The 18,404-nt window shown below is 72.2% G+C and carries 14 protein-coding genes and 1 pseudogene; 4 read left to right on the plus strand and 11 right to left on the minus strand.

Translation table 11 applies throughout. The annotated features are described in order from the left end of the window. Positions 1-14: 14 nt before the first annotated feature. The 7 genes from ACYQ77_RS31075 to ACYQ77_RS31105 form a co-directional block, all read right to left on the minus strand. Complete coding sequence (locus ACYQ77_RS31075; protein WP_459717398.1) at positions 15-815, minus strand: hypothetical protein; 801 nt, start codon at positions 813-815, stop codon at positions 15-17. Between the two features lie 655 nt (positions 816-1,470). Continuing rightward, positions 1,471-1,635: a hypothetical protein gene (locus ACYQ77_RS31080; protein ID WP_459717401.1), complete on the minus strand. Its 165-nt coding sequence runs from the start codon at positions 1,633-1,635 to the stop codon at positions 1,471-1,473. Between the two features lie 69 nt (positions 1,636-1,704). Continuing rightward, positions 1,705-2,265: a recombination regulator RecX gene (gene recX, locus ACYQ77_RS31085; RefSeq protein ID WP_459717404.1), complete on the minus strand. Its 561-nt coding sequence runs from the start codon at positions 2,263-2,265 to the stop codon at positions 1,705-1,707. Positions 2,266-2,268: 3 nt separating this feature from the next. Further along, on the minus strand, positions 2,269-3,318 hold the full coding sequence (gene recA, locus ACYQ77_RS31090; protein ID WP_396106120.1) for a recombinase RecA: 1,050 nt from the start codon (positions 3,316-3,318) through the stop codon (positions 2,269-2,271). 193 nt (positions 3,319-3,511) lie between these two features. Continuing rightward, the gene (locus ACYQ77_RS31095; RefSeq protein WP_459717407.1) at positions 3,512-3,706 is read right to left on the minus strand and encodes a DUF3046 domain-containing protein; all 195 of its coding nucleotides are present in this window, start codon (positions 3,704-3,706) and stop codon (positions 3,512-3,514) included. 159 nt (positions 3,707-3,865) lie between these two features. Continuing rightward, positions 3,866-5,749, minus strand: coding sequence for an Hsp70 family protein (locus ACYQ77_RS31100; protein ID WP_459717409.1), 1,884 nt, complete (start codon positions 5,747-5,749; stop codon positions 3,866-3,868). A gap of 76 nt (positions 5,750-5,825) precedes the next feature. Continuing rightward, entirely contained in the window at positions 5,826-7,778 is a 1,953-nt protein-coding gene (locus ACYQ77_RS31105) for an Hsp70 family protein (protein WP_459717412.1), read from the minus strand. 130 nt (positions 7,779-7,908) lie between these two features. On the opposite strand from ACYQ77_RS31105, the gene ACYQ77_RS31110 reads away from it, so the two are divergent. Both ACYQ77_RS31110 and ACYQ77_RS31115 read left to right on the plus strand, forming a co-directional pair. Then, positions 7,909-12,552, plus strand: coding sequence for an ATP-dependent helicase (locus ACYQ77_RS31110; RefSeq protein ID WP_459717415.1), 4,644 nt, complete (start codon positions 7,909-7,911; stop codon positions 12,550-12,552). 129 nt (positions 12,553-12,681) lie between these two features. Continuing rightward, positions 12,682-14,952 (plus strand): RCC1-like domain-containing protein, encoded by a 2,271-nt coding sequence (locus tag ACYQ77_RS31115; protein WP_459717417.1) that lies wholly within the window; start codon positions 12,682-12,684, stop codon positions 14,950-14,952. A gap of 48 nt (positions 14,953-15,000) precedes the next feature. Here ACYQ77_RS31115 and ACYQ77_RS31120 read toward each other — a convergent pair whose 3' ends face one another. Further along, entirely contained in the window at positions 15,001-15,360 is a 360-nt protein-coding gene (locus ACYQ77_RS31120) for an excisionase (RefSeq protein ID WP_459717420.1), read from the minus strand. 62 nt (positions 15,361-15,422) lie between these two features. Between ACYQ77_RS31120 and ACYQ77_RS31125 the strand changes: the two are divergent. Further along, a pseudogene (locus tag ACYQ77_RS31125) lies at positions 15,423-15,854 on the plus strand (Clp protease N-terminal domain-containing protein); the annotation flags it as partial. Continuing rightward, positions 15,834-16,403, plus strand: a complete 570-nt coding sequence (locus ACYQ77_RS31130) for a Clp protease N-terminal domain-containing protein (RefSeq protein WP_459717710.1) — start codon at positions 15,834-15,836, stop codon at positions 16,401-16,403. The pseudogene ACYQ77_RS31125 and the gene ACYQ77_RS31130, both read left to right, overlap by 21 nt. 2 nt (positions 16,404-16,405) lie before the next feature. Here ACYQ77_RS31130 and ACYQ77_RS31135 read toward each other — a convergent pair whose 3' ends face one another. Genes ACYQ77_RS31135 through ACYQ77_RS31145 form a run of 3 tightly spaced genes read right to left on the minus strand, consistent with a single transcriptional unit; the run spans position 16,406 to position 18,340 of the window. Continuing rightward, complete coding sequence (locus ACYQ77_RS31135) at positions 16,406-17,134, minus strand: VOC family protein (RefSeq protein ID WP_459717421.1); 729 nt, start codon at positions 17,132-17,134, stop codon at positions 16,406-16,408. 31 nt (positions 17,135-17,165) lie between these two features. Continuing rightward, positions 17,166-17,927 carry a maleylpyruvate isomerase N-terminal domain-containing protein gene (locus tag ACYQ77_RS31140; protein WP_459717424.1) on the minus strand — a complete coding sequence of 254 codons (762 nt, stop codon included), beginning with the start codon at positions 17,925-17,927 and terminating at the stop codon, positions 17,166-17,168. Further along, positions 17,924-18,340, minus strand: a complete 417-nt coding sequence (locus tag ACYQ77_RS31145; protein ID WP_459717426.1) for an SAV_6107 family HEPN domain-containing protein — start codon at positions 18,338-18,340, stop codon at positions 17,924-17,926. Before ACYQ77_RS31145 ends, ACYQ77_RS31140 begins: the two co-directional genes overlap by 4 nt. Positions 18,341-18,404 lie beyond the last annotated feature (64 nt).

Below are 18,404 nucleotides of genomic sequence, written 5' to 3' on the forward strand. Positions count from 1 at the left end.
TCCTTCTCAGTCCCTCAGTTGAAGATCCGCAGATCGGTGATCCAGCCGGCGGCGACCGCCATGATGTACGCGTCCGTGAAGATCACCGTGAAGAGCGAGATCATGGCGAACTGGCCGTGCCGCGGGTTGAGCTTGGACACGAACTGCCAGTAGCGGTAGCGGATCGGGTGCTTCGAGAAGTGCTTGAGCTTGCCGCCGATGATGTGCCTGCAGGCGTGGCAGGACAGCGTGTACAGCACGAGGAACGCCACGTTGATCAGGATGATGATCGTGCCGAGGCCCATGCCGATGCCGCCGTCCTTGCCGTGGAAGGCGAGCACGGCGTCGTAGACGTTGATGCAGGCGAAGATCAGCGCGGCGTAGAAGAAGTACCGGTGCCCGTTGGTCAGGATGTACGGGAACTTGCGCTCGCCGGAGTACTTCTTGGCCGGCTCCGGCACCGCGCACGCGGCCGGGGAGAACATCAGGGACCGGTAGGCGGCCTTGCGGTAGTAGTAGCAGGTCGCCCGGAAACCGAGGAGCACCAGGAAGGTGATGATCCCGATCGGGATCCACGACGGGTACGTCGGGATGAACTCACCGAAGTGGCTGGAGCCCGGCACGCACGCCTCGTTGACGCACGGCGAGTACATGGGCGTGAGGTAGTGCTCCTCCGCCGCCCAGTAGTAGTCGTTCATGAAGTAGCGGACCAGCGCGTACGCGGTGAAGAACAGCAGGATCCCACCAGTACTCAGCGGGTAGGCCCACCAACGGTCGGTCCGATACGTGCGCTCGGTTATTTGCGCCCGTTCGGGGGCACCGACGCCTGCCTTCATTGTTTGTCCTCGACTCCGGAACGATTTGTTTGTCAGAGACTAACCGCGATCTGTGCCAGCGGCGGCGTTCCGCGTGTCACACCCGGTGCGCGATGGGTCGGCATCGTCGGCACCTTCCTGCGGTCTGCCCACCTCCGGCGGCGCCGCCACGGGAGGCGACCGCCGAGCCGCCAACTGTGCCGTCGGTGGCAAGAGGAGAAGTACCACACGCTGGGAAAGCGCCGGTGGGCGGCCTGCGCACAAGGTGTCCTGAGGCACGCCCACCGAGGGCACCAACCGGAGACCGTACTCCCCGCGCGCGGGGGCCGCAGAACGGCCGTGCCGTCGTCGCGAATTCGGCGTGGTGGAGCCGAATTCGCGCGGTGGCGGTGTTTAGAAGAACGCATTGCATACAGAATGCAACGCATAGTTAGGCGGGCCTAAACACATGGCCCAAATCACGCGATCGATCAAGAAGAACCCGGGAACGAAGCCAAGAGCGCCACTCGCAGGCAGGTTGCGATTCGGTGAACGTTCCCCGGCAACGCGCTCCATCGTCGCGTGAGGACACTGCGCCGGCGAGCGCCACCAGGCAAAACGCGCGCCGCAGCGGAAATACTCATGAGTAACCCGGGCAACCACGTTCCCGTCTCTGCCCCGCATGACCGGCCGGTGCTCATCCCGCGACTGTCCTGTCCCGGATGACACCGGCCCAGAACCCGGCCCGGCACGCCACCTCCACCCGCCCGGCACGCAGGTGCGCGTGGTGCGCACGGGCCCGCGCGTCGTCGGACTCGTCGTCCCGGACGGTGAGGAACGCGGCGAACCCCCGGGCGTTCACGGTCCTCGGCGTGCCGTCACCGGCGCGCGAACAGGTCGGCGGCGCGCGCCGTGGCCATGCGGCGCACCGTCACAGGGCGTCGTCGAGCAGGGAGGTGCGGACCTCGTCCTTCACCACCCGGTAGGCGAGGCCCTCGCCGTAGCCCTTCCGGGCCAGCATCCCCACGAGCTTGCGGACCTTCACGGCCTCCTCGGCGTCCCCGAGTGACCGCAGGCGCTTGCGCACCAGCGCCCGGGCCCGCTCCTCCTCCGCGTCGGAGTCCACCGTGGCGAGGGCCTCCTGGGCGGACTCGTCCGCGACCCCCTTGCGCCGCAGTTCCATCGCCAGCGTGCGGCGGCTCAACCCCTGGTAGCTGTGGCGCGACCGGACCCACACCTCGGCGAACGCGGCGTCGTCGATCAGACCGACCTCGTCGAGGCGGTCCAGCACCTGCGACACCACGTCCCCCTCGACCCCTTTGCGGGCGAGCGCCTGCGCCAGCTCGGCCCGCGTCCGGGGACGTGCGGTCAGCAGGCGCAGGCAGATCTCCTTCGCCTGCTGGACCGGGTCTTCCGGCGGCTCGGGGGCGCGCTGGTCCGCGCCGGAGACCGCGTCGTCGGTCGGCCTCCGGCTTCCTCGACGGCCTGCCACCGGCTAGAAGTCCACCGGGGCGGGCGCGGGCTCGGTGGCGTCGGCGTCGAGCTTCGCGCCGACACCGAGCTTGTCCTTGATCCGCTTCTCGATCTCGTTGGCGATGTCCGGGTTCTCGAGCAGGAACTTCCGCGCGTTCTCCTTGCCCTGGCCGAGCTGGTCGCCCTCGTACGTGTACCAGGCGCCGGACTTGCGCACGATGCCGTGTTCGACACCCATGTCGATGAGCGAACCCTCGCGGGACACGCCCTTGCCGTACAGGATGTCGAACTCGGCCTGCTTGAACGGCGGCGCGACCTTGTTCTTCACGACCTTGACGCGGGTCCGGTTGCCGACCGCCTCGCCGCCGTCCTTCAGCGTCTCGATGCGGCGGACGTCCAGGCGCACGGACGCGTAGAACTTCAGCGCCTTGCCACCGGTCGTGGTCTCCGGCGAGCCGAACATCACGCCGACCTTCTCACGCAGCTGGTTGATGAAGATCGCGGTGGTGCCGGACGCGTTGAGCGCACCGGTGATCTTCCGCAGCGCCTGGCTCATCAGGCGGGCCTGCAGACCCACGTGGCTGTCGCCCATCTCGCCCTCGATCTCGGCGCGGGGCACGAGCGCCGCGACGGAGTCGATGACGAGGATGTCGAGCGCGCCGGAGCGGATCAGCATGTCCGCGATCTCGAGCGCCTGCTCACCGGTGTCCGGCTGGGACACCAGCAGGGCGTCGGTGTCGACGCCGAGCGCCTTCGCGTACTCGGGGTCGAGCGCGTGCTCCGCGTCGATGAAGGCCGCGATGCCGCCGTTGCGCTGCGCGTTGGCCACGGCGTGCAGGGCGACGGTCGTCTTACCGGACGACTCGGGGCCGTAGATCTCCACGACCCGGCCACGCGGGAGGCCACCGATGCCCAGCGCGATGTCCAGCGCGATGGAGCCGGTCGGGATGACCTCGATCGGTGCCCGGCCCTCGTCGCCGAGGCGCATGACCGAGCCCTTGCCGAAGTTCTTGTCGATCTGGGCGAGGGCCAGTTCCAACGCCTTCGCGCGATCGGGTGCTGCTGGTGCCATCTGGGATCCACCTTGACTGTTCTTAGACCGCTTTGCACTCACGCCGGCGACGCTAACGGCAAGCACCGACAATTTTGGGCTGAGGGGCCCGACCTGTGGACAACTCACCCGGTTGTGGACAACAGGCTAGCCGAACGCTTGTTCGAGCCGACGCCGACACGCCGTTGTGCTGTGACACCGGTCGCCGCACTCCCTAGCGCCGCTCGGGTGGCACCTCGAACGCGTCGCACACCGCCCGCCAGATCTCCTTCGGCTCGACCCCGGCCTCCAGGGCCTGGTCCACCGTGCGCCCGCCCAGCGAGCTGAAGACGTGGTCCCTGGCGAGCATGTCGGCCCGCACGTCGCCGAACTCCTGGGCCATGAGCTTGCGGAACACCGTGATACGCATCGGTGCCAGCCTACGAGCACGCCGGCGTCTGGGAGAATCCGGTCATGGTCGACCTCGAACCGACCGGCCTCGAGTCGGTGCTCCTCGACATCGCCGTCATCGGGGTCCTGGTGGCCGCGATCGTGGTCGGGGTGATGGTGCTGCGGAACCGGCGTTAGCTCAGGTGCCCGGCTGGACGTGCTCGGCGAAGTAGTCGCCGAGCGTGTCCGGGGTGAACTCGTCCGAGGCACGCAGTTCCGTCCTGGACAGCCAGCCGACGAGCGGCCGGTCCTTGACGGTGAACACGAGCACGCCGGTGCCGCCCGTGACGCCCGCCCGCCAGCGCCCGTCCAGGCCGTTGCCCTTCCACTCGGCCTCGACGTGGTCGCCGTCGGTCATGTCGCCCAGCTCGGCGTTGGCGAGCTTCTGCGCGTCCTCCACGGACGCGACGTGGGCGTAGCTGACCTGGTAGCTGTCGGTCAGCGAGCACGTGACGTCCGCCTTCGTGTCCTCCTCGGCCGGCTCGCAGTCGCCGCTGTCGGCCACCGCGCCCGCGAGCTGCCGCAGGCAGGTCGTGAACCCGGTGCTGTCGGGATCGCCCTTCTGGCGGCAGCTCTCCGCGGTCGGCAGGTCGCTGTCCGGCCGCAGCAGGAACACGGCGCCGACGGCGGCGATCGCGAGCACGACGACCGCGGCCACGCCCAGTAGGACCTTGCGCTTGCCGGAGCCGCCCGCGGCCGCGGGCACCGGGGGCTGCGCGGGGAACGCCGTGCTCGGCGGCCCGAGCACGGGGTTGCCGACCGGGGGTGACTGCGGCGCGGCGACCGGGGTCGGCACGCTGGGCGGTCCCGGGACCGGCCCGAGGGGTGCGGGCTGCGGCTGCTGCGCGGGCTGCTGCGGCGCCTGCTGCGGCATCGGCGGCGGCATGACCGGCTGGTGGAAACCACCCGTCGGCGGCGCCTGCGGTCCGATGTTGCTGGTGCGGAGGCTGACGCCCTCCGGCGTGATGTGGTGCGCGCCGAGCGCGACGGCCGTCTCCGGCTGGTCGAGGCTCGACGGGACCACGCGCAGCTGCTCGGCGATCAGCGTCGCGATCAGCGGGATGCGGCTGGAGCCGCCGACGAGGTAGATGCCGACGAGCCGCTCCGGGGTCGTGCCCGTCGACCGGATGGTCGCGGCGAGCAGCTCGACGCTGCGCAGGAGGCTGGGCCGGATCAGCGCCTCCAGCTCGACGCGCGTGACCAGCACGTCGTCGAACGGCTCCGGCAGCGGCACCTCGGTCTGCGGGTGGCGCGAGAGCGCTTCCTTGGCGGCCTTGACGTCCTCGCGGAGCGCGCGCTGCGCCCGCCGGTCGCCGGTCGACTCGGGGCGCAGGATGCTCTGCCAGCGGCCGGGGTCGCGGATCGACACCTGGCGGCCGACGTGCTCCAGCAGCGCCTGGTCCACGTCCAGGCCACCGAGGTCCGGGAGCCCTGCCTCGGCGAGCACGGTGTAGCCGTTCTGCGTGGCCGCGACGATCGCGACGTCGAAGGTGCCCGCGCCGAGGTCGTACACGGCGAGCGCCTGTCCCGGCGCGAGCTGCTGCCCGGGGAAGGAGGCGAAGTGCGCGGCCGCGGCGACCGGTTCCGGCACCAGGACCAGGCTCGTGCCCATCCCGGCGAGCCGGGCGGCGGCGAGGAGGACGTTGCGGCGCACCGGTCCCCACTGCGCGGGGTGGGTGAGGCGGACCTCGTCCGGCTTGGCGCCGCCGAGCTGGCGGGACGTCTCGTCGAGCACGCGGCGCAGCACGGCCCCGAGCGCCTCGGTGACGGGCACGACCACGTCACCGAGCAGCAGGGTGCCCTCGTCGACACGGCGCTTCGGGTTCGGTTCGAACCGGGCCGGGTCCAGCCGCGCCCGCCGTTCGGCGTCCCGCCCGACGACGAGGTTCCCGTCGTCGTCGGCGAACAGCGCGGACGGCATCGTGGCGGACCCGTCCACCTCGATCACCCTCGGCGGCCTCCCGTGCGCGGACAGCACGGCAACCGTGTTGGACGTACCGAGGTCAACCGACAGGACGGCCACGACTCTCCCCTCGCACCTGACTGGTCAGCAGCATGCTGCCATGCGCGCCGGTCCTGTGTGGCCGGACCCGCCGGACTCACGAACCGCCGCCGTCACCGCCTGGCTTGACGTGCTGGTCGAAGTAGTCGAGCAGGTCGTCGATGTCGCCGGAGCCGCCGATGTCGACGTTCATGAGCACCCCGGCGATCGGGGAGTCGTTGACCGCGAACACGATCATGCCGCTGCCACTGCCGATGTCGATGGCGACGTAGGTGCCGGTCAGGTCGCCACCCTCCCAGTCGCCCTGCTTCGGGTCGCCGCCGCCGATGCCCTCCAGCTGCTTGACGAGGCTGTCGATGTACTGCTTGGCGGTGTCGGAGCCGGACTCGCTGTCCGCCGCGAAGTGCATGTACATGACGGTGTGCGTCTCGTCGAGCTCGCAGGTCGACGCGGTCGCGCCGGGTGTCTCGATCGGCGTGCCGCCCGCCGCCGCGGCGCCGGAGGTGCAGTCGTTCTTCTCCGCGACCGCGCCCGCGACCTTCCGCATGCACTCGCTCATGCCCGTGCCGTCGGCCTTGCGGTCCCCGCAGTCGACGCCCGCGACGGTGTCACCGGAGCTGCCGGACGTCGCGATGATGATGCTGACCACGGCGATCACCACGACCGCGACCACGGCCGTCGCGATGTACCACGGCTTGTTCGACGAACCCTTGCGCTGCGGCTGCTGCTGCACCGGGTACTGCGTCGGCCCGGGGCCGGCGGACATCACGGGCACCGGCGTCGGCGTGCTCGGCGGGCCCTGCACCCGCTGCGGGCCGCTGTTCGGGAACGGGTTCTGCGCAGGCGTGCCCCCGGTGGGGGGCGGTGGCGGCGGCTTCGGCGGGCCCGCGTTGAACCCGCCGGTGCGCGGCGCGACGACCTGCCTGGTGCGCTGGACGTCCTCGATGGTGCTGCTGATGTCGCTGGTCCGCAGCGTGATGCCCTCCTGCGGCACGTGGTGCGCGCCGAGGGCGACGGCCGTCTCCGGCTGGTCCAGCGAGGTGGGCACGACCCGCAGCTGCTCGGCGATCAGCGTCGCGATCAGCGGGATGCGGCTGGAGCCGCCGACGAGGTAGATGCCGACGAGCCGGTCGGGCGTCATGCCGGTGGACCGGATGGTGCCCGCCAGCAGCTCGACGCTGCGCAGCATGCCCGGCCGGATCAGCGCCTCCAGCTCGACGCGCGTGACCAGCACGTCGTCGAACGGCTCCGGCAGCGGCACCTCCGTCTGCGGGTGCCGGGACAGCGACTCCTTGGCCGCCTTCACGTCCTCGCGGAGCGCGCGCTGCGCCCGCCGGTCCCCCGTCGACATGGGACGCAGCAGGCTCTGCCAGCGGCCGGGGTCCCGCATGGACACCTGGCGGCCGACGTGCTCCAGCAACGCCTGGTCCACGTCCAGGCCACCGAGGTCGGGGAGCCCGGCCTCCGCCAGCACCACGAACCCGTTCTGGGTGGCGCCGACGATGGCCACGTCGAAGGTGCCTGCACCGAGGTCGTACACGGCGAGCGCCTGCCCGGGCGCGAGCGTCTGGCCGGGGAAGGAGGCGAAGTGGGCGGCCGCGGCGACCGGCTCGGGCACCAGCACGAGGTTCGAGCCCATACCGGCCTGGCGGGCGGCGGAGAGCAGCACGTTGCGGCGGACCGGGCCCCACTGCGCGGGGTGGGTCAGGCGGACCTCGTCGGGCTTCTTGCCGCCGAGCTGGCGGGACGTCTCGTCGATCACGCGGCGCAGCACGCCCGCGAGCGCGTCGGTGACCGGCACGACCTGGTCCCCGAGCAGCAGCGTGCCCTCGTCGACACGGCGCTTCGGGTTGGGTTCGAACCGGGCGGGGTCGAGGCGTGCGCGGCGCTCGGCGTCGCGGCCGACCACGAGGTTCCCGTCCTCGGCGGCGAACACCGCGGACGGCATCATGGACGCCCCGTCCACGTCCACCACCCGCGGCGGCCTGCCGTGCGCGGACAGCACGGCAACCGTGTTCGATGTGCCGAGATCCACAGACAGGACGTTCACGACTCTCCCCTCGTCGCATTGCGCAGGAGAGATGCTGCCAGAACGGTCCGACACCATGGGACAGGTCCCGGATATCGGCCCCTGACCTGCACGGATCAAAATTGTCGGTGCCCGGGTTCATGATGGTCCCGTGAGTTCCGACGTGCTCGACCTGTTCTCGCCGGCGACCAGGCAGTGGTTCACCGGCGCCTTCGCCACGCCGACGTCCGCCCAGGCAGGCGCGTGGCGTGCCGCGGCGAACGGTGAGCACGCGCTGGTGGTGGCGCCGACGGGTTCCGGCAAGACCCTCGCGGCGTTCCTGTGGGCGCTCGACCGGCTCGCCACGCAACCGAAGCCGGCGGAGCGCACCGAGCGCTGCCGGGTCCTCTACGTGTCGCCGCTGAAGGCGCTGGCCGTCGACGTGCAGCGCAACCTGCGCGCGCCGCTCGCCGGCATCAGCCAGGCCGCGCGCAGGCTGGGCGACCCCGACCCGGGCATCACGGTCGGCATGCGCACCGGCGACACCCCCGCCGAGGAACGCAGGTCGTTCCAGCGCACGCCGCCGGACATCCTGGTCACCACCCCGGAGTCGCTGTTCCTGCTCCTCACCTCCGCCGCGCGCGAGTCGCTCCGCGGGGTGGAGACGGTGATCGTGGACGAGGTGCACGCCGTGGCGGGCACCAAGCGCGGCGCCCACCTCGCGGTGTCGCTCGAACGGCTCGACGCGCTGCTCCCCCGGCCCGCGCAGCGGATCGGCTTGTCGGCGACGGTCCGGCCGGTCGACGAGGTCAGCGGGTTCCTCGCGGGCGGGCGGCCGGTCACCGTGGTCGCGCCGAAGATCGGCAAGACCATCGAGATGACCGTGGTGGTGCCGGTCGAGGACATGACCGAGCTGGACGGGCCACCGCCGCCGGACCACCCCGTCACCCCCGACCCGGACCTCGACCTCGACCTGCCGAGCGGCATCGGCACGCTCGAGGAGATGACGGGTGGCATGGGCGGTCCGAAACGACCGTCCATCTGGCCCGCGGTCGAGGAACGCGTGCTGGAGCTGGTCCGCCGGCACCGGTCCACGATCGTGTTCACCAACTCGCGGCGGCTGGCGGAACGGCTCACCTCCCGGCTCAACGAGCTGGCCGCGGAACAACCCGTCTACCCGAAGGACGTCGGCCGCTTCCCCGCCGAGGCCATCGCGGAGTCGGGCTGGGCGGCCGGGGTCGAGACCCCGACCGTGGCCCGCGCGCACCACGGCTCGATGTCCCGCGAGCAGCGGACCTCCGTGGAGGAGGCGCTGAAGTCGGGGCAGCTGCCGTGCGTCGTGGCGACCTCGTCGCTGGAGCTGGGCATCGACATGGGTGCGGTCGACCTGGTCATCCAGATCGAGGCGCCGCCGTCGGTCGCGTCCGGCATGCAGCGCATCGGCCGCGCGGGGCACCAGGTGGGCGCGGTGTCCCGCGGGGTGATGTTCCCGAAGTTCCGCGGCGACCTCGTGTCGTGCGCGGTGGTGGCGGAGCGGATGGGCGAGGGCGCGATCGAGTCCATGCGCTACCCGCGCAACCCGCTCGACGTGCTGGCCCAGCACATCGTGGCGATGGTGGCGCTCGAGACCTGGTCGGTGACCGACCTGGCGGCGCTGGTGCGGCGGGCGGCGCCGTTCGCGGCGCTGCCGGAGTCGGCACTGCACTCGGTGCTGGACATGCTGGCGGGCCGCTACCCGTCGGAGGAGTTCGGCGAGCTGCGGCCGAGGGTGACGTGGGACCGGGTGAACGGCGAGCTGCGCGGGCGGCCCGGCGCGCAGCGGCTCGCGGTCACCTCCGGCGGCACGATCCCCGACCGCGGCCTGTTCACCGTCATGACCCCGGCGTCCGAGGGCGGATCCGGGTCGCGGGTCGGCGAGCTGGACGAGGAGATGGTGTACGAGTCGCGGGTCGGCGACACGTTCCTGCTGGGCACGTCGTCGTGGCGGATCGAGGACATCACGGCCGACCGGGTGATCGCCACCCCGGCTCCCGGTGAGCCCGCGCGGATGCCGTTCTGGAAGGGCGACACCCCCGGGCGGCCGCTCGAACTCGGCCGCGCGCTGGGGAAGTTCCTGCGTGAGATGTCGGGCATGCCGGAACCGGAGGCCAGGGCGCGGGCCGCGGCCGCCGGGCTCGACGAGTACGCGGCGGGCAACCTCATCGCGTACCTGACCGAGCAGAAGGAGGCCACCCGCCACGTCCCGGACGACCGCACCATGCTCATCGAGCGGTACCGCGACGAGCTGGGTGACTGGCGGATGGTGGTGCACTCGCCGTTCGGCGCGCAGGTCAACGCGCCGTGGGCGCTCGCGATCGGCGCGCGGCTGCGGGAGCGGCGCGGCATCGAGGCCAGGGTGGCGCACTCCGACGACGGCATCGTGATCCAGCTGCCGGACACCGTGGACGACGAGGGCTCCGACGTCGTCGCTGAGGCCGAGGACGTGCTGCTCGACCCGGACGAGATCGAGCAGATCGTGGTCACCGAGGTCGGCGGGTCGGCGCTGTTCGCGTCGCGGTTCCGGGAGTGCGCGGCCCGGTCGCTGCTGCTGCCGAGGCGTGACCCGCGCAAGCGGACCCCGTTGTGGCGGCAGCGGCAGCGGGCGTCGCAACTGCTGTCGGTGGCGGCGAAGTACGAACAGTTCCCCGTGGTGCTGGAGGCCATGCGGGAGTGCCTGCAGGACGTGTACGACCTGCCGGGGCTGAAGTCGCTGATGGCCGAGGTGCGGGCGCGGAAGGTGCGGGTCGTCGAGGTGGAGACGCCGGCACCGTCACCGTTCGCGCGCAGCATGCTGTTCGGCTACGCGGGACTGTTCCTCTACGACGCCGACGCGCCGCTGGCCGAGCGGCGGGCGGCGGCGCTGTCACTGGACTCCTCGCTGCTGGCGGAGTTGCTGGGCTCGGAAGCGATCCGCGAGCTGCTCGACCCCGAGGTGCTGGCCGAGGTGGAGCAGTCGCTGCAGCGGCTGGAACCGTCGCGGCACGCACGGCACGCGGAGGACACCGCGGACCTGTTGCGGTTCCTCGGCGATCTGACCCCGGCGGAGGCCGCGCTGCGCGGCGTCGAACCGGGCTGGCTCGACGAACTGGAGAAGCAGCGGCGGGTCATCCGGGTGCGGATCGCGGGCGAGGAACGGTTCGTGATCATCGAGGACGCGGGCCGGATGCGGGACGCGCTCGGGGTCGCGCTGCCCGTCGGGGTGCCGGAGGCGTTCACGGAGCCGGTCGACGACCCGCTGGGCGACCTGCTGTCGCGGTACGCGCGGACACACGGCCCGTTCCCCGCCGATGAGGTGGCGGCCCGGTTCGGGCTCGGGGTCGCGGTGGTGACCGGGGTGCTGGACCGCATGGTCGGCATGGGGCGGCTCGTGCGCGGCGAACTGCGACCCGGCGGCACGCACGTGGAGTACTGCGACGCGGACGTGCTGCGGCGGGTCCGCCGGGCGTCGCTCGCGAAGCTGCGTGCCGAGGTCGAACCGGTCGAACCGGCCGCGCTGGGCCGGTTCCTGCCCACCTGGCACGGGGTCGGCAAGCGTTTGCGGCACGCGCCGACCGCGGACGACGTCCTGTCGGTGGTGGAACAGCTGGCGGGTGCGCCGCTGCCCGCGAGCGGGTTCGAGTCGCTGATCCTGCCGTCGCGGCTGCCCGGCTACACGCCGTCGCTGCTGGACGAGCTGACCACGGCGGGCGAGGTGACGTGGTGCGGCACCGGTGCGCTCGCGGGTGGCGACGGCTGGATCGCGGTGGCGCCCGCGGATGTGGCCGACCTGCTGCTGCCGGACGTCGAGGAGGCGGTACCCGACACGCCGCTGCACGGCGCGGTGCTGTCCGCGATGGACGGTGGCGCGTTGTTCTTCCGGCAGCTGGCCGAACGGGCGGGCGCGATCCTGCTCGACGGTGGCGCCGAGGCGCCGTCGGACGCGGACGTCGTTGCCGCGCTGTGGGATCTGGTGTGGTCGGGGCTCGTCACCAACGACACGATCGCGCCGCTGCGTTCGCTGGTGTCGGGCCGCGGCGCGGCGCACAAGCCACGCAGTTCCACGCCGCGTGGCCGGTACGCGCGGTTGCGCGGCGCGCGGCCGTCGATGCCGAGCAGGACCGGGCCGCCGACGGTGGCGGGCCGGTGGTCGCTGGTGGTCCCGAGGGAGGAGGACCCGACCCGCCGGGCACACGCCCGCGCGGAGGCTTTCCTGGAACGGCACGGCGTGCTGACCCGCGGTGCGCTCGACACCGAGCGGGTGACCGGCGGCTTCACCGGCGTGTACAAGGTGTTGCGCGCGATGGAGGAGTCCGGGCAGATCGTGCGCGGCTACGTCGTGGAAGGCCTTGGCGCGTCGCAGTTCGCCGCACGCGGGGCGGTGGACCGATTACGTGCACTGTCCCGGGTGGACAGTGAGGTCGCGGCGGACGTGCAGGCGACCGTGCTGGCGGCGGCCGACCCGGCGCAGCCGTACGGCGCGGCACTGCCGTGGCCGGACCCGGTGGGCACCGGAAAGCACCGCCCAGGGCGGAAAGCGGGCGCGCTCGCCGTACTCGTGGACGGTGTGCCCGCGCTGTACGTGGAACGCGGCGGCCGCTCCCTGCTGTCCTTCACCGAGGACGACACGGCGTTGCGCGCGGCGGCCGAGGCGTTGTCGCGTGCGGTGCGGGAGGGCTGGCTCGGGCAGCTGGCGGTCCAGCGTGCCGACGGCGAGGTGGCGCTCACCTCGGGGCTGGCGGACGTGCTGCGCGACGCGGGCTTCCGCGCGACCCCGAAGGGGCTGCGCCTGCGCGCATGACCGTCCACGGTGCACATTCCGCGCACAGCGGGTGAAAGTGCGTGCTCGCTTCGTGTTCCGCACCGCCCGCCGCGGGGTTGAATGACGACCGGTCGGGGTTCGGACATCTTCTCTGTGGGGGTTGCACACGTGCGGTCACTTTCCGCGGCCCTCGTCACGGTCGCCGTGGCAGGGCTCGTTCTCACCGGGTCCGGCGGCGCCGCCGCCGAGCCGGTGCACACGGTCGCGCCGTCGCCGACCGCGGTCGCAGGCGGGTCCACGTTCACGTCGCTGCCGCCGACCCGCGTGCTGGACACCCGGCTGGGCAGCGGGGTGCCGGTCGGGCAGGGCAAGGTGGTCTCGGTGAACCTGGCCGACAAGGTGCCCGCGGGCGCCACGGCCGTCGTGTTCAACCTGACCGGGGTCCAGCCGACGCTGTCGACGTTCGTCACTGCCTACCCGCACGGGCAGAGCAGGCCGGTCGCGTCGAACCTGAACCTGCGGGCCGGTGAGATCCGCGCCAACCTGGCGACCGTGACCGTCGGGGCGGACCGGGTCGTCGACCTGTACAACCACTCGGGCAACACGCACCTCGTCGTCGACCTGGCGGGGTACTACTCGACCGGTGACGCGGCGAAGTTCGTGCCGCTGGACGGGCGGGGGGTGCTCAGCACGCACCTCGGCACGCGGAGCACGACCACACTGGACGTGAGCGAGTTCGTGCCGTCGACGGCGACCGCGGTGACCATCAACGTCCGCGGCAGCCAGGCGACGACCAGCACGTTCGTCACCGCGTGGCCGGCAGGCACCACGCGGCCGATCAGCTCCACGGTCAACATCCCGGCGACCGCCGCCACCTCGAACATGGCCACCGTGGCGCTGGGGCCCGGTCGCACGGTCAGCCTCTACAACCACAACGGCGAACTGGACCTGAACGTCTACCTCACCGGCTTCTACACCCCCGCCTTCGGGGCGGTGTTCACGCCGGTGAACCCACTGCGCGTACTGGACACCCGCGACGGCACCGGCACGACCGGCGCCGGGCCGATCACTCCGGGCCAGCGGCTGCCGCTGCGGTCGCCGGCCCTGCCCGACGACGCGGTCGGCGCGATCGTGAACCTGACCGGCATCGCGCCGACGGCCACCGCCGAGCTCAGCACGACGCACTACACCACCAACGTGTGGGTCCCGCCCGTCGTCAACCTGGTGGCGGGGCAGATCGCGGCGAACCTGACCGTCATCACGCTCGAGGGTGAGAACCCGGGCGCGCGGACGCTGATCCACAACTTCTCCTCGGGCAGCGTGCACGCCGCAGCCGACCTCGCGGGCTACTTCCGCTACTCGTACCCGCCGTGCACGAGCGGTTGCGCGTACTCGTGGGGACCGAACCTGTACCACCTCGGCATCGGCACGACGTCGTCGAAGTCCGGGCCCACACCGATCGCGGGACTGTCGGACGTGGTCAGCGTCTCCACGCACTACGCGGCCCTCGCCGACGGCACGATGTGGGGCTGGGGCCGCAGCGCCAGCCTCGGCGGTGACTGGCGTGCCGGGTACCTGGCCGGGCCGGTCCGGATCGACGACCGGACGGACGTGGTCGCGGTGGCCGAGGCCACCGACCGCCTGCTGGGCCCGACCGGCCTCGCGATGCTGCGGAGCGGCGGCGTCCTGGCGTGGGGCGTCAACTACCACTACACGCTCGGCCCGGAAGCGAGGAACGAGTCCTACGGTGGCCCGCTGGGCGTCACCGGCGTGACCGACGCCGTCGCGATCGCGGGTGGTGAGGGCGCCGCCTACGCGCTGCGGGGGAACGGCACGGTCCTGGCGTGGGGCTGGAACGACGAGGGTCAGCTCGGCACCGACCGGACCGAGGTGGAGACCCCGACGCCGCGGCCGGTGGCGGGCCTGACCGGGGTCACCGCGATCGCCGCGGGCGGCAAGAACGCCTACGCGCTGACCGCCGACGGGTCGGTCTGGGCGTGGGGCAGCAACACCGGCGGCAAGCTCGGTGACGGCACGACCGCGGCGTTCTCGCGGGTCCCGGTGCGGGTCAGCGGCCTCACCGACGTGGTCTCGATCGCCGCGGACACCACCAACGCGTACGCGGTGAAGGCCGACGGCACGGTGTGGGCGTGGGGCTCCGGCGAGCGGGGTGGTCTCGGCAACGGCGTGGACTGCGGGACCTGCACGTCGAACGTGCCGGTCCAGGTCGTGGACGTCACCGGCGCGGTCGACGTGGCGGGCCACGGCAACGGCGGGCACGTGCTCGACGGGCAGGGCCGGGTGTGGGGCTGGGGCGACAACGCGGGCGGCCAGCTCGGCACCGGTGTCGCCGAGCCGTACCGCACACGGCCGGTGCAGATCGCGGGCCTGACCGGGGTGACGGAACTGGGTGCGGGCGGGCGCGCGCTCGTGTCCTGACAAGACCGGGGAGGGAAAGGGGCGGCGGAGGCCTGGGGGCTCCGCCGCCTACTTCTCTTTGTCCTTCTCGAGTGCGGCCAGCCGTAGCTCCAGCTGGTCGACGCGGTGGCGGAGCAGCGTCACCTGCGCCTCCAGGCTGACCTCGCGCTCCGCGCGCCGCTGGATGCGGGGGGACTGCGCGGCCCTGGCGACCACGGCGTCGAGCGGCACCAGCCGTTGCGGGCCGTTGGGGCCGTCGACCAGCCGCGACTCGATCTCGCCGTTGCGGTACCACGCCCGCAGCGCCGACCGGGACACGCCGGTCTCCTGTTCCGCCTGGGCCAGCGTGACCCACGGCGTTTCCTCGAGTTGCGCGAACAGCTCCAGCTCGTCCCGCCAGCGGGAGAGGCGCTCATCCCAGTCCGTCACAGGGAGAGGGTATCAATGACACTGTATTGACAGGGTCACAGTCAGGGCAGACCATCGACGGCATGTTCGAGCGCTTTACCGCGGAGGCCCGGTCTGTGGTGGTCCGCGCCCAGGAAGAAGCCCGCGACCTGCGACACGACTCCATCGGCACCGAGCACATCCTGCTCGGCCTGTTCACCATGCCGACGAGCGTCGCGGCGCGGGCCCTGCGCAACCTCGGCATCACGGCGGCCTCGGTGCGTGCCGGGATCGAGGAGAAAGTGGGCCTCGGCAAGGAGGAGACCCCGGCGGGCCACATCCCGTTCACGAAGCGCGCCAAGAAGGTGCTGGAGCTGTCGCTGCGGGAAGCGTTGCAGCTCAAGCACAACTACATCGGCACCGAGCACATCCTGCTGGCGCTCCAGCGCGAGGGCGACGGCCTGGCAGCGGAGATCCTGGCCGACCGCGTCCCCGACACCGGCGCCATCCGCGCCATGGTCAACGACCTGCTCAACGACGGCGTGCGCGAGCACCCGGCCGGCGAGCCGGCGCCGCGCACGAACGCGGCGGAAGAGGTGGTCAGCGCGGCTCAGGCGCTCGCGGGTGACGCCCCCATGGGCAGCCACCACCTGCTGGAGGCCCTGATCCGCGCCGAGGGCAGCATGGCCGCGAAAGTGCTGGCCGACCTGGGTGTCGACGCGGCCGCGGTCGCCGCGAAGGTCGACGAGTTCGACACCGAGGACACCACCGACGCGACCCCCGAGGAACTGGCGGCGCGCAAGATGGAGCTCCGCGTGGAGAACGACGAGGTGCACCTCGTCTTCCGCGACGGCGGCACCGTCGACCTCGCCCGTGCGGTGACCGAGGCGGTGGGCGGCCCGCTGACCGCGACCGGACCCGTCACCGGCAAGTTCGTACCGCTGTGGACCACGACGAACCAGTTGCTGCTGTCAGTGCTGCAGACCCTGAAGGGCGAACCCCTCCCGGAGAGCGCGACCCGCGACAAGGCCGCGCTGCTGGTCCGCAGGGTGCTCCACGACCGCCTGCGCCGCCGCGGCAGCTGACCTCACCTGGGCGTCAGCACGCAGAACTCGTTCCCCTCCACGTCGGCCATCACCTGCCACGGCACCGACCCCTGCCCCACGTCGACCTTGCGCGCACCCAGCTCCACCAGGCGTGTCACCTCCGCCCGCTGGTCGTCCTCCGGCAACGGCGCCACGTCCAGGTGCACGCGGTTCTTCACCCGGTGCGGCTCGCCGGTGTGGACGCACTCCAGCCACGGCCCGCGCCCGCTCGGCGAGCGCAGCGACGCCGTCCGGCTCGTCGTCGCCACCACCGGCCAGCCGGACGCCGCCGACCAGAACTCCGCCAGCCGCAACGGGTTCTCCGCGTCGACGACCACCGCGGCGACGGCGCCCGACGCCGCGTACTCCGGGCGTTGTTCCAGCACGCAGAACTCGTTGCCCTCCGGGTCGGCCATGACGACCCACGGGACGTTGCCCTGCCCGACGTCGGCCCGCGTCGCGCCGAGGGACTCCGCGTGGGCCACGATCGACATCTGGTGGTCCGGGGAGGCACTGGACAGGTCGAGGTGCACCCGGTTCTTGCCCACCTTCTGGCTCGTCACCGGGACGAAGACCAGGTCGAACTCCCAGCCGTCGTCCGGCGGCGCGGCCACGTCCACCTCGTCGCCGTCCGCATGGGACACCCGCCAGCCCAGCAGGTCCACCCAGAACTCGGCCAGGGCCGCCGGGTCGGCCGCGTCTACCACCACGTTGATCAGTCGCGTGGACATGTGCCGCAAACTAGCGGACACCACCGACAGTTCAGCGGGTGGCGATCCGCAGCAGGGACCTCAGCTGCGCGACCAGCAACGGGTCACCGGACTCCTGGACGTACGCGCCCGGCCGCCTGCCCCACAGCCACAGGTACATGCCCGCCGGGTCGCTGGAGACCGTGGCGTCGGCCGGTTCGTCGTCGGTCGCCCGCCACGCCGACGTGCCGGTCGTGCTGACCTTCGCGATCCAGCGGCGGCCGCCCGCGTTGACGGCCACGGTGCCCGGCAGCACGTCCGTCACGCCGAGCACGCCGAGCCGGTGGGTGAACCACAGCGACATGATCTCGTCGACGCCGTCGGTCGCCACGTCCTGCGCGAGGTCGCCGACGATGAGCTTGGCGCCGGTCAGCTGCACGTCGACGCGGTGGACGGTGGTCTCGTGCGCCAGCCTGCGGCACCAGAAGCCGTAGACCTGGTGTTCCGGCCACCACGTGGGAGCGCCGTCGAGCGGGTCGTGCCGGTCCAGTTCCTCGACGACCGCCAGCAGGCCGGCCCGCAGGTAGTCCACGACGCTCTGGTCCGCCGCCGGCTCACGCTGCCAGCGGGTGGGCCGCTCGCCGTCCCGCAGCCAGGACACGACCATCCGGTAGACCGAGCCGACGTGCCGCACCACCTCGCCGAGCTTCATGCCCGGCAGGTGCGGCACCTCCAGCTCCGGGTCCGTGCCCGTGGCCGACGTGGCCAGCCGCTCCCCCTCGGTGTCCAGCACGTCGAGCAGACGCGCGTAGTCGACCAGTGGTGTGACGGTCACCGGTCGTCCGCGCCGCGGACCAGCCGCGACACCAGCTCGATGAACTGCCCCGCCTGCCGCACGAGGTCGTCGGCCGACCGGGTGCTGACCGCCCGTGTGATGCCCGCCTGCACCGACGCGCGGGTCGCCGAGCAGGACGCGAAGAACGCCGCCCACTCGCGTAACTCCGGCGCGACCGACGACAGCAGCGTCCAGACGCTCATCGGGCGCGAGCGGGCGCGGTGCGGGCGCCCGCGCATGGCGAGCAGCGCCGCGGCGGCGCGCAACGCCGCGAGGTAGGCGTCCGCGAACCGCCGCGCCGCGTCCTGCTCGAGCTCCGCGGCGGACAGCCCGGACTCGGCCTGGGCGAGCAGGCCGTACGCTGACTCGGGCGCCGCCGAGTGGTGATTCGGAAAATCGAGAGTCGCGGTCACCGGATCTCCTCGCGGATCGGGAAGTCATCACTGGCTGTGACGACGTGCCGTGGGGAAGCCGGCG

The sequence above is a fragment of the Actinophytocola sp. KF-1 genome, from assembly GCF_054661535.1.

What these genes read in the sequence shown, in the direction of transcription:
- ACYQ77_RS31075 (WP_459717398.1), bottom strand. Translation starts at nt 815, where the DNA reads ATGAAGGCAGGCGTCGGTGCCCCCGAACGGGCGCAAATAACCGAGCGC.
- recA (WP_396106120.1), bottom strand. Translation starts at nt 3,318, where the DNA reads ATGGCACCAGCAGCACCCGATCGCGCGAAGGCGTTGGAACTGGCCCTC.
- ACYQ77_RS31095 (WP_459717407.1), bottom strand. Translation starts at nt 3,706, where the DNA reads ATGCGTATCACGGTGTTCCGCAAGCTCATGGCCCAGGAGTTCGGCGAC.
- ACYQ77_RS31130 (WP_459717710.1), top strand. Translation starts at nt 15,834, where the DNA reads ATGGTCAACGACCTGCTCAACGACGGCGTGCGCGAGCACCCGGCCGGC.
- ACYQ77_RS31135 (WP_459717421.1), bottom strand. Translation starts at nt 17,134, where the DNA reads ATGTCCACGCGACTGATCAACGTGGTGGTAGACGCGGCCGACCCGGCG.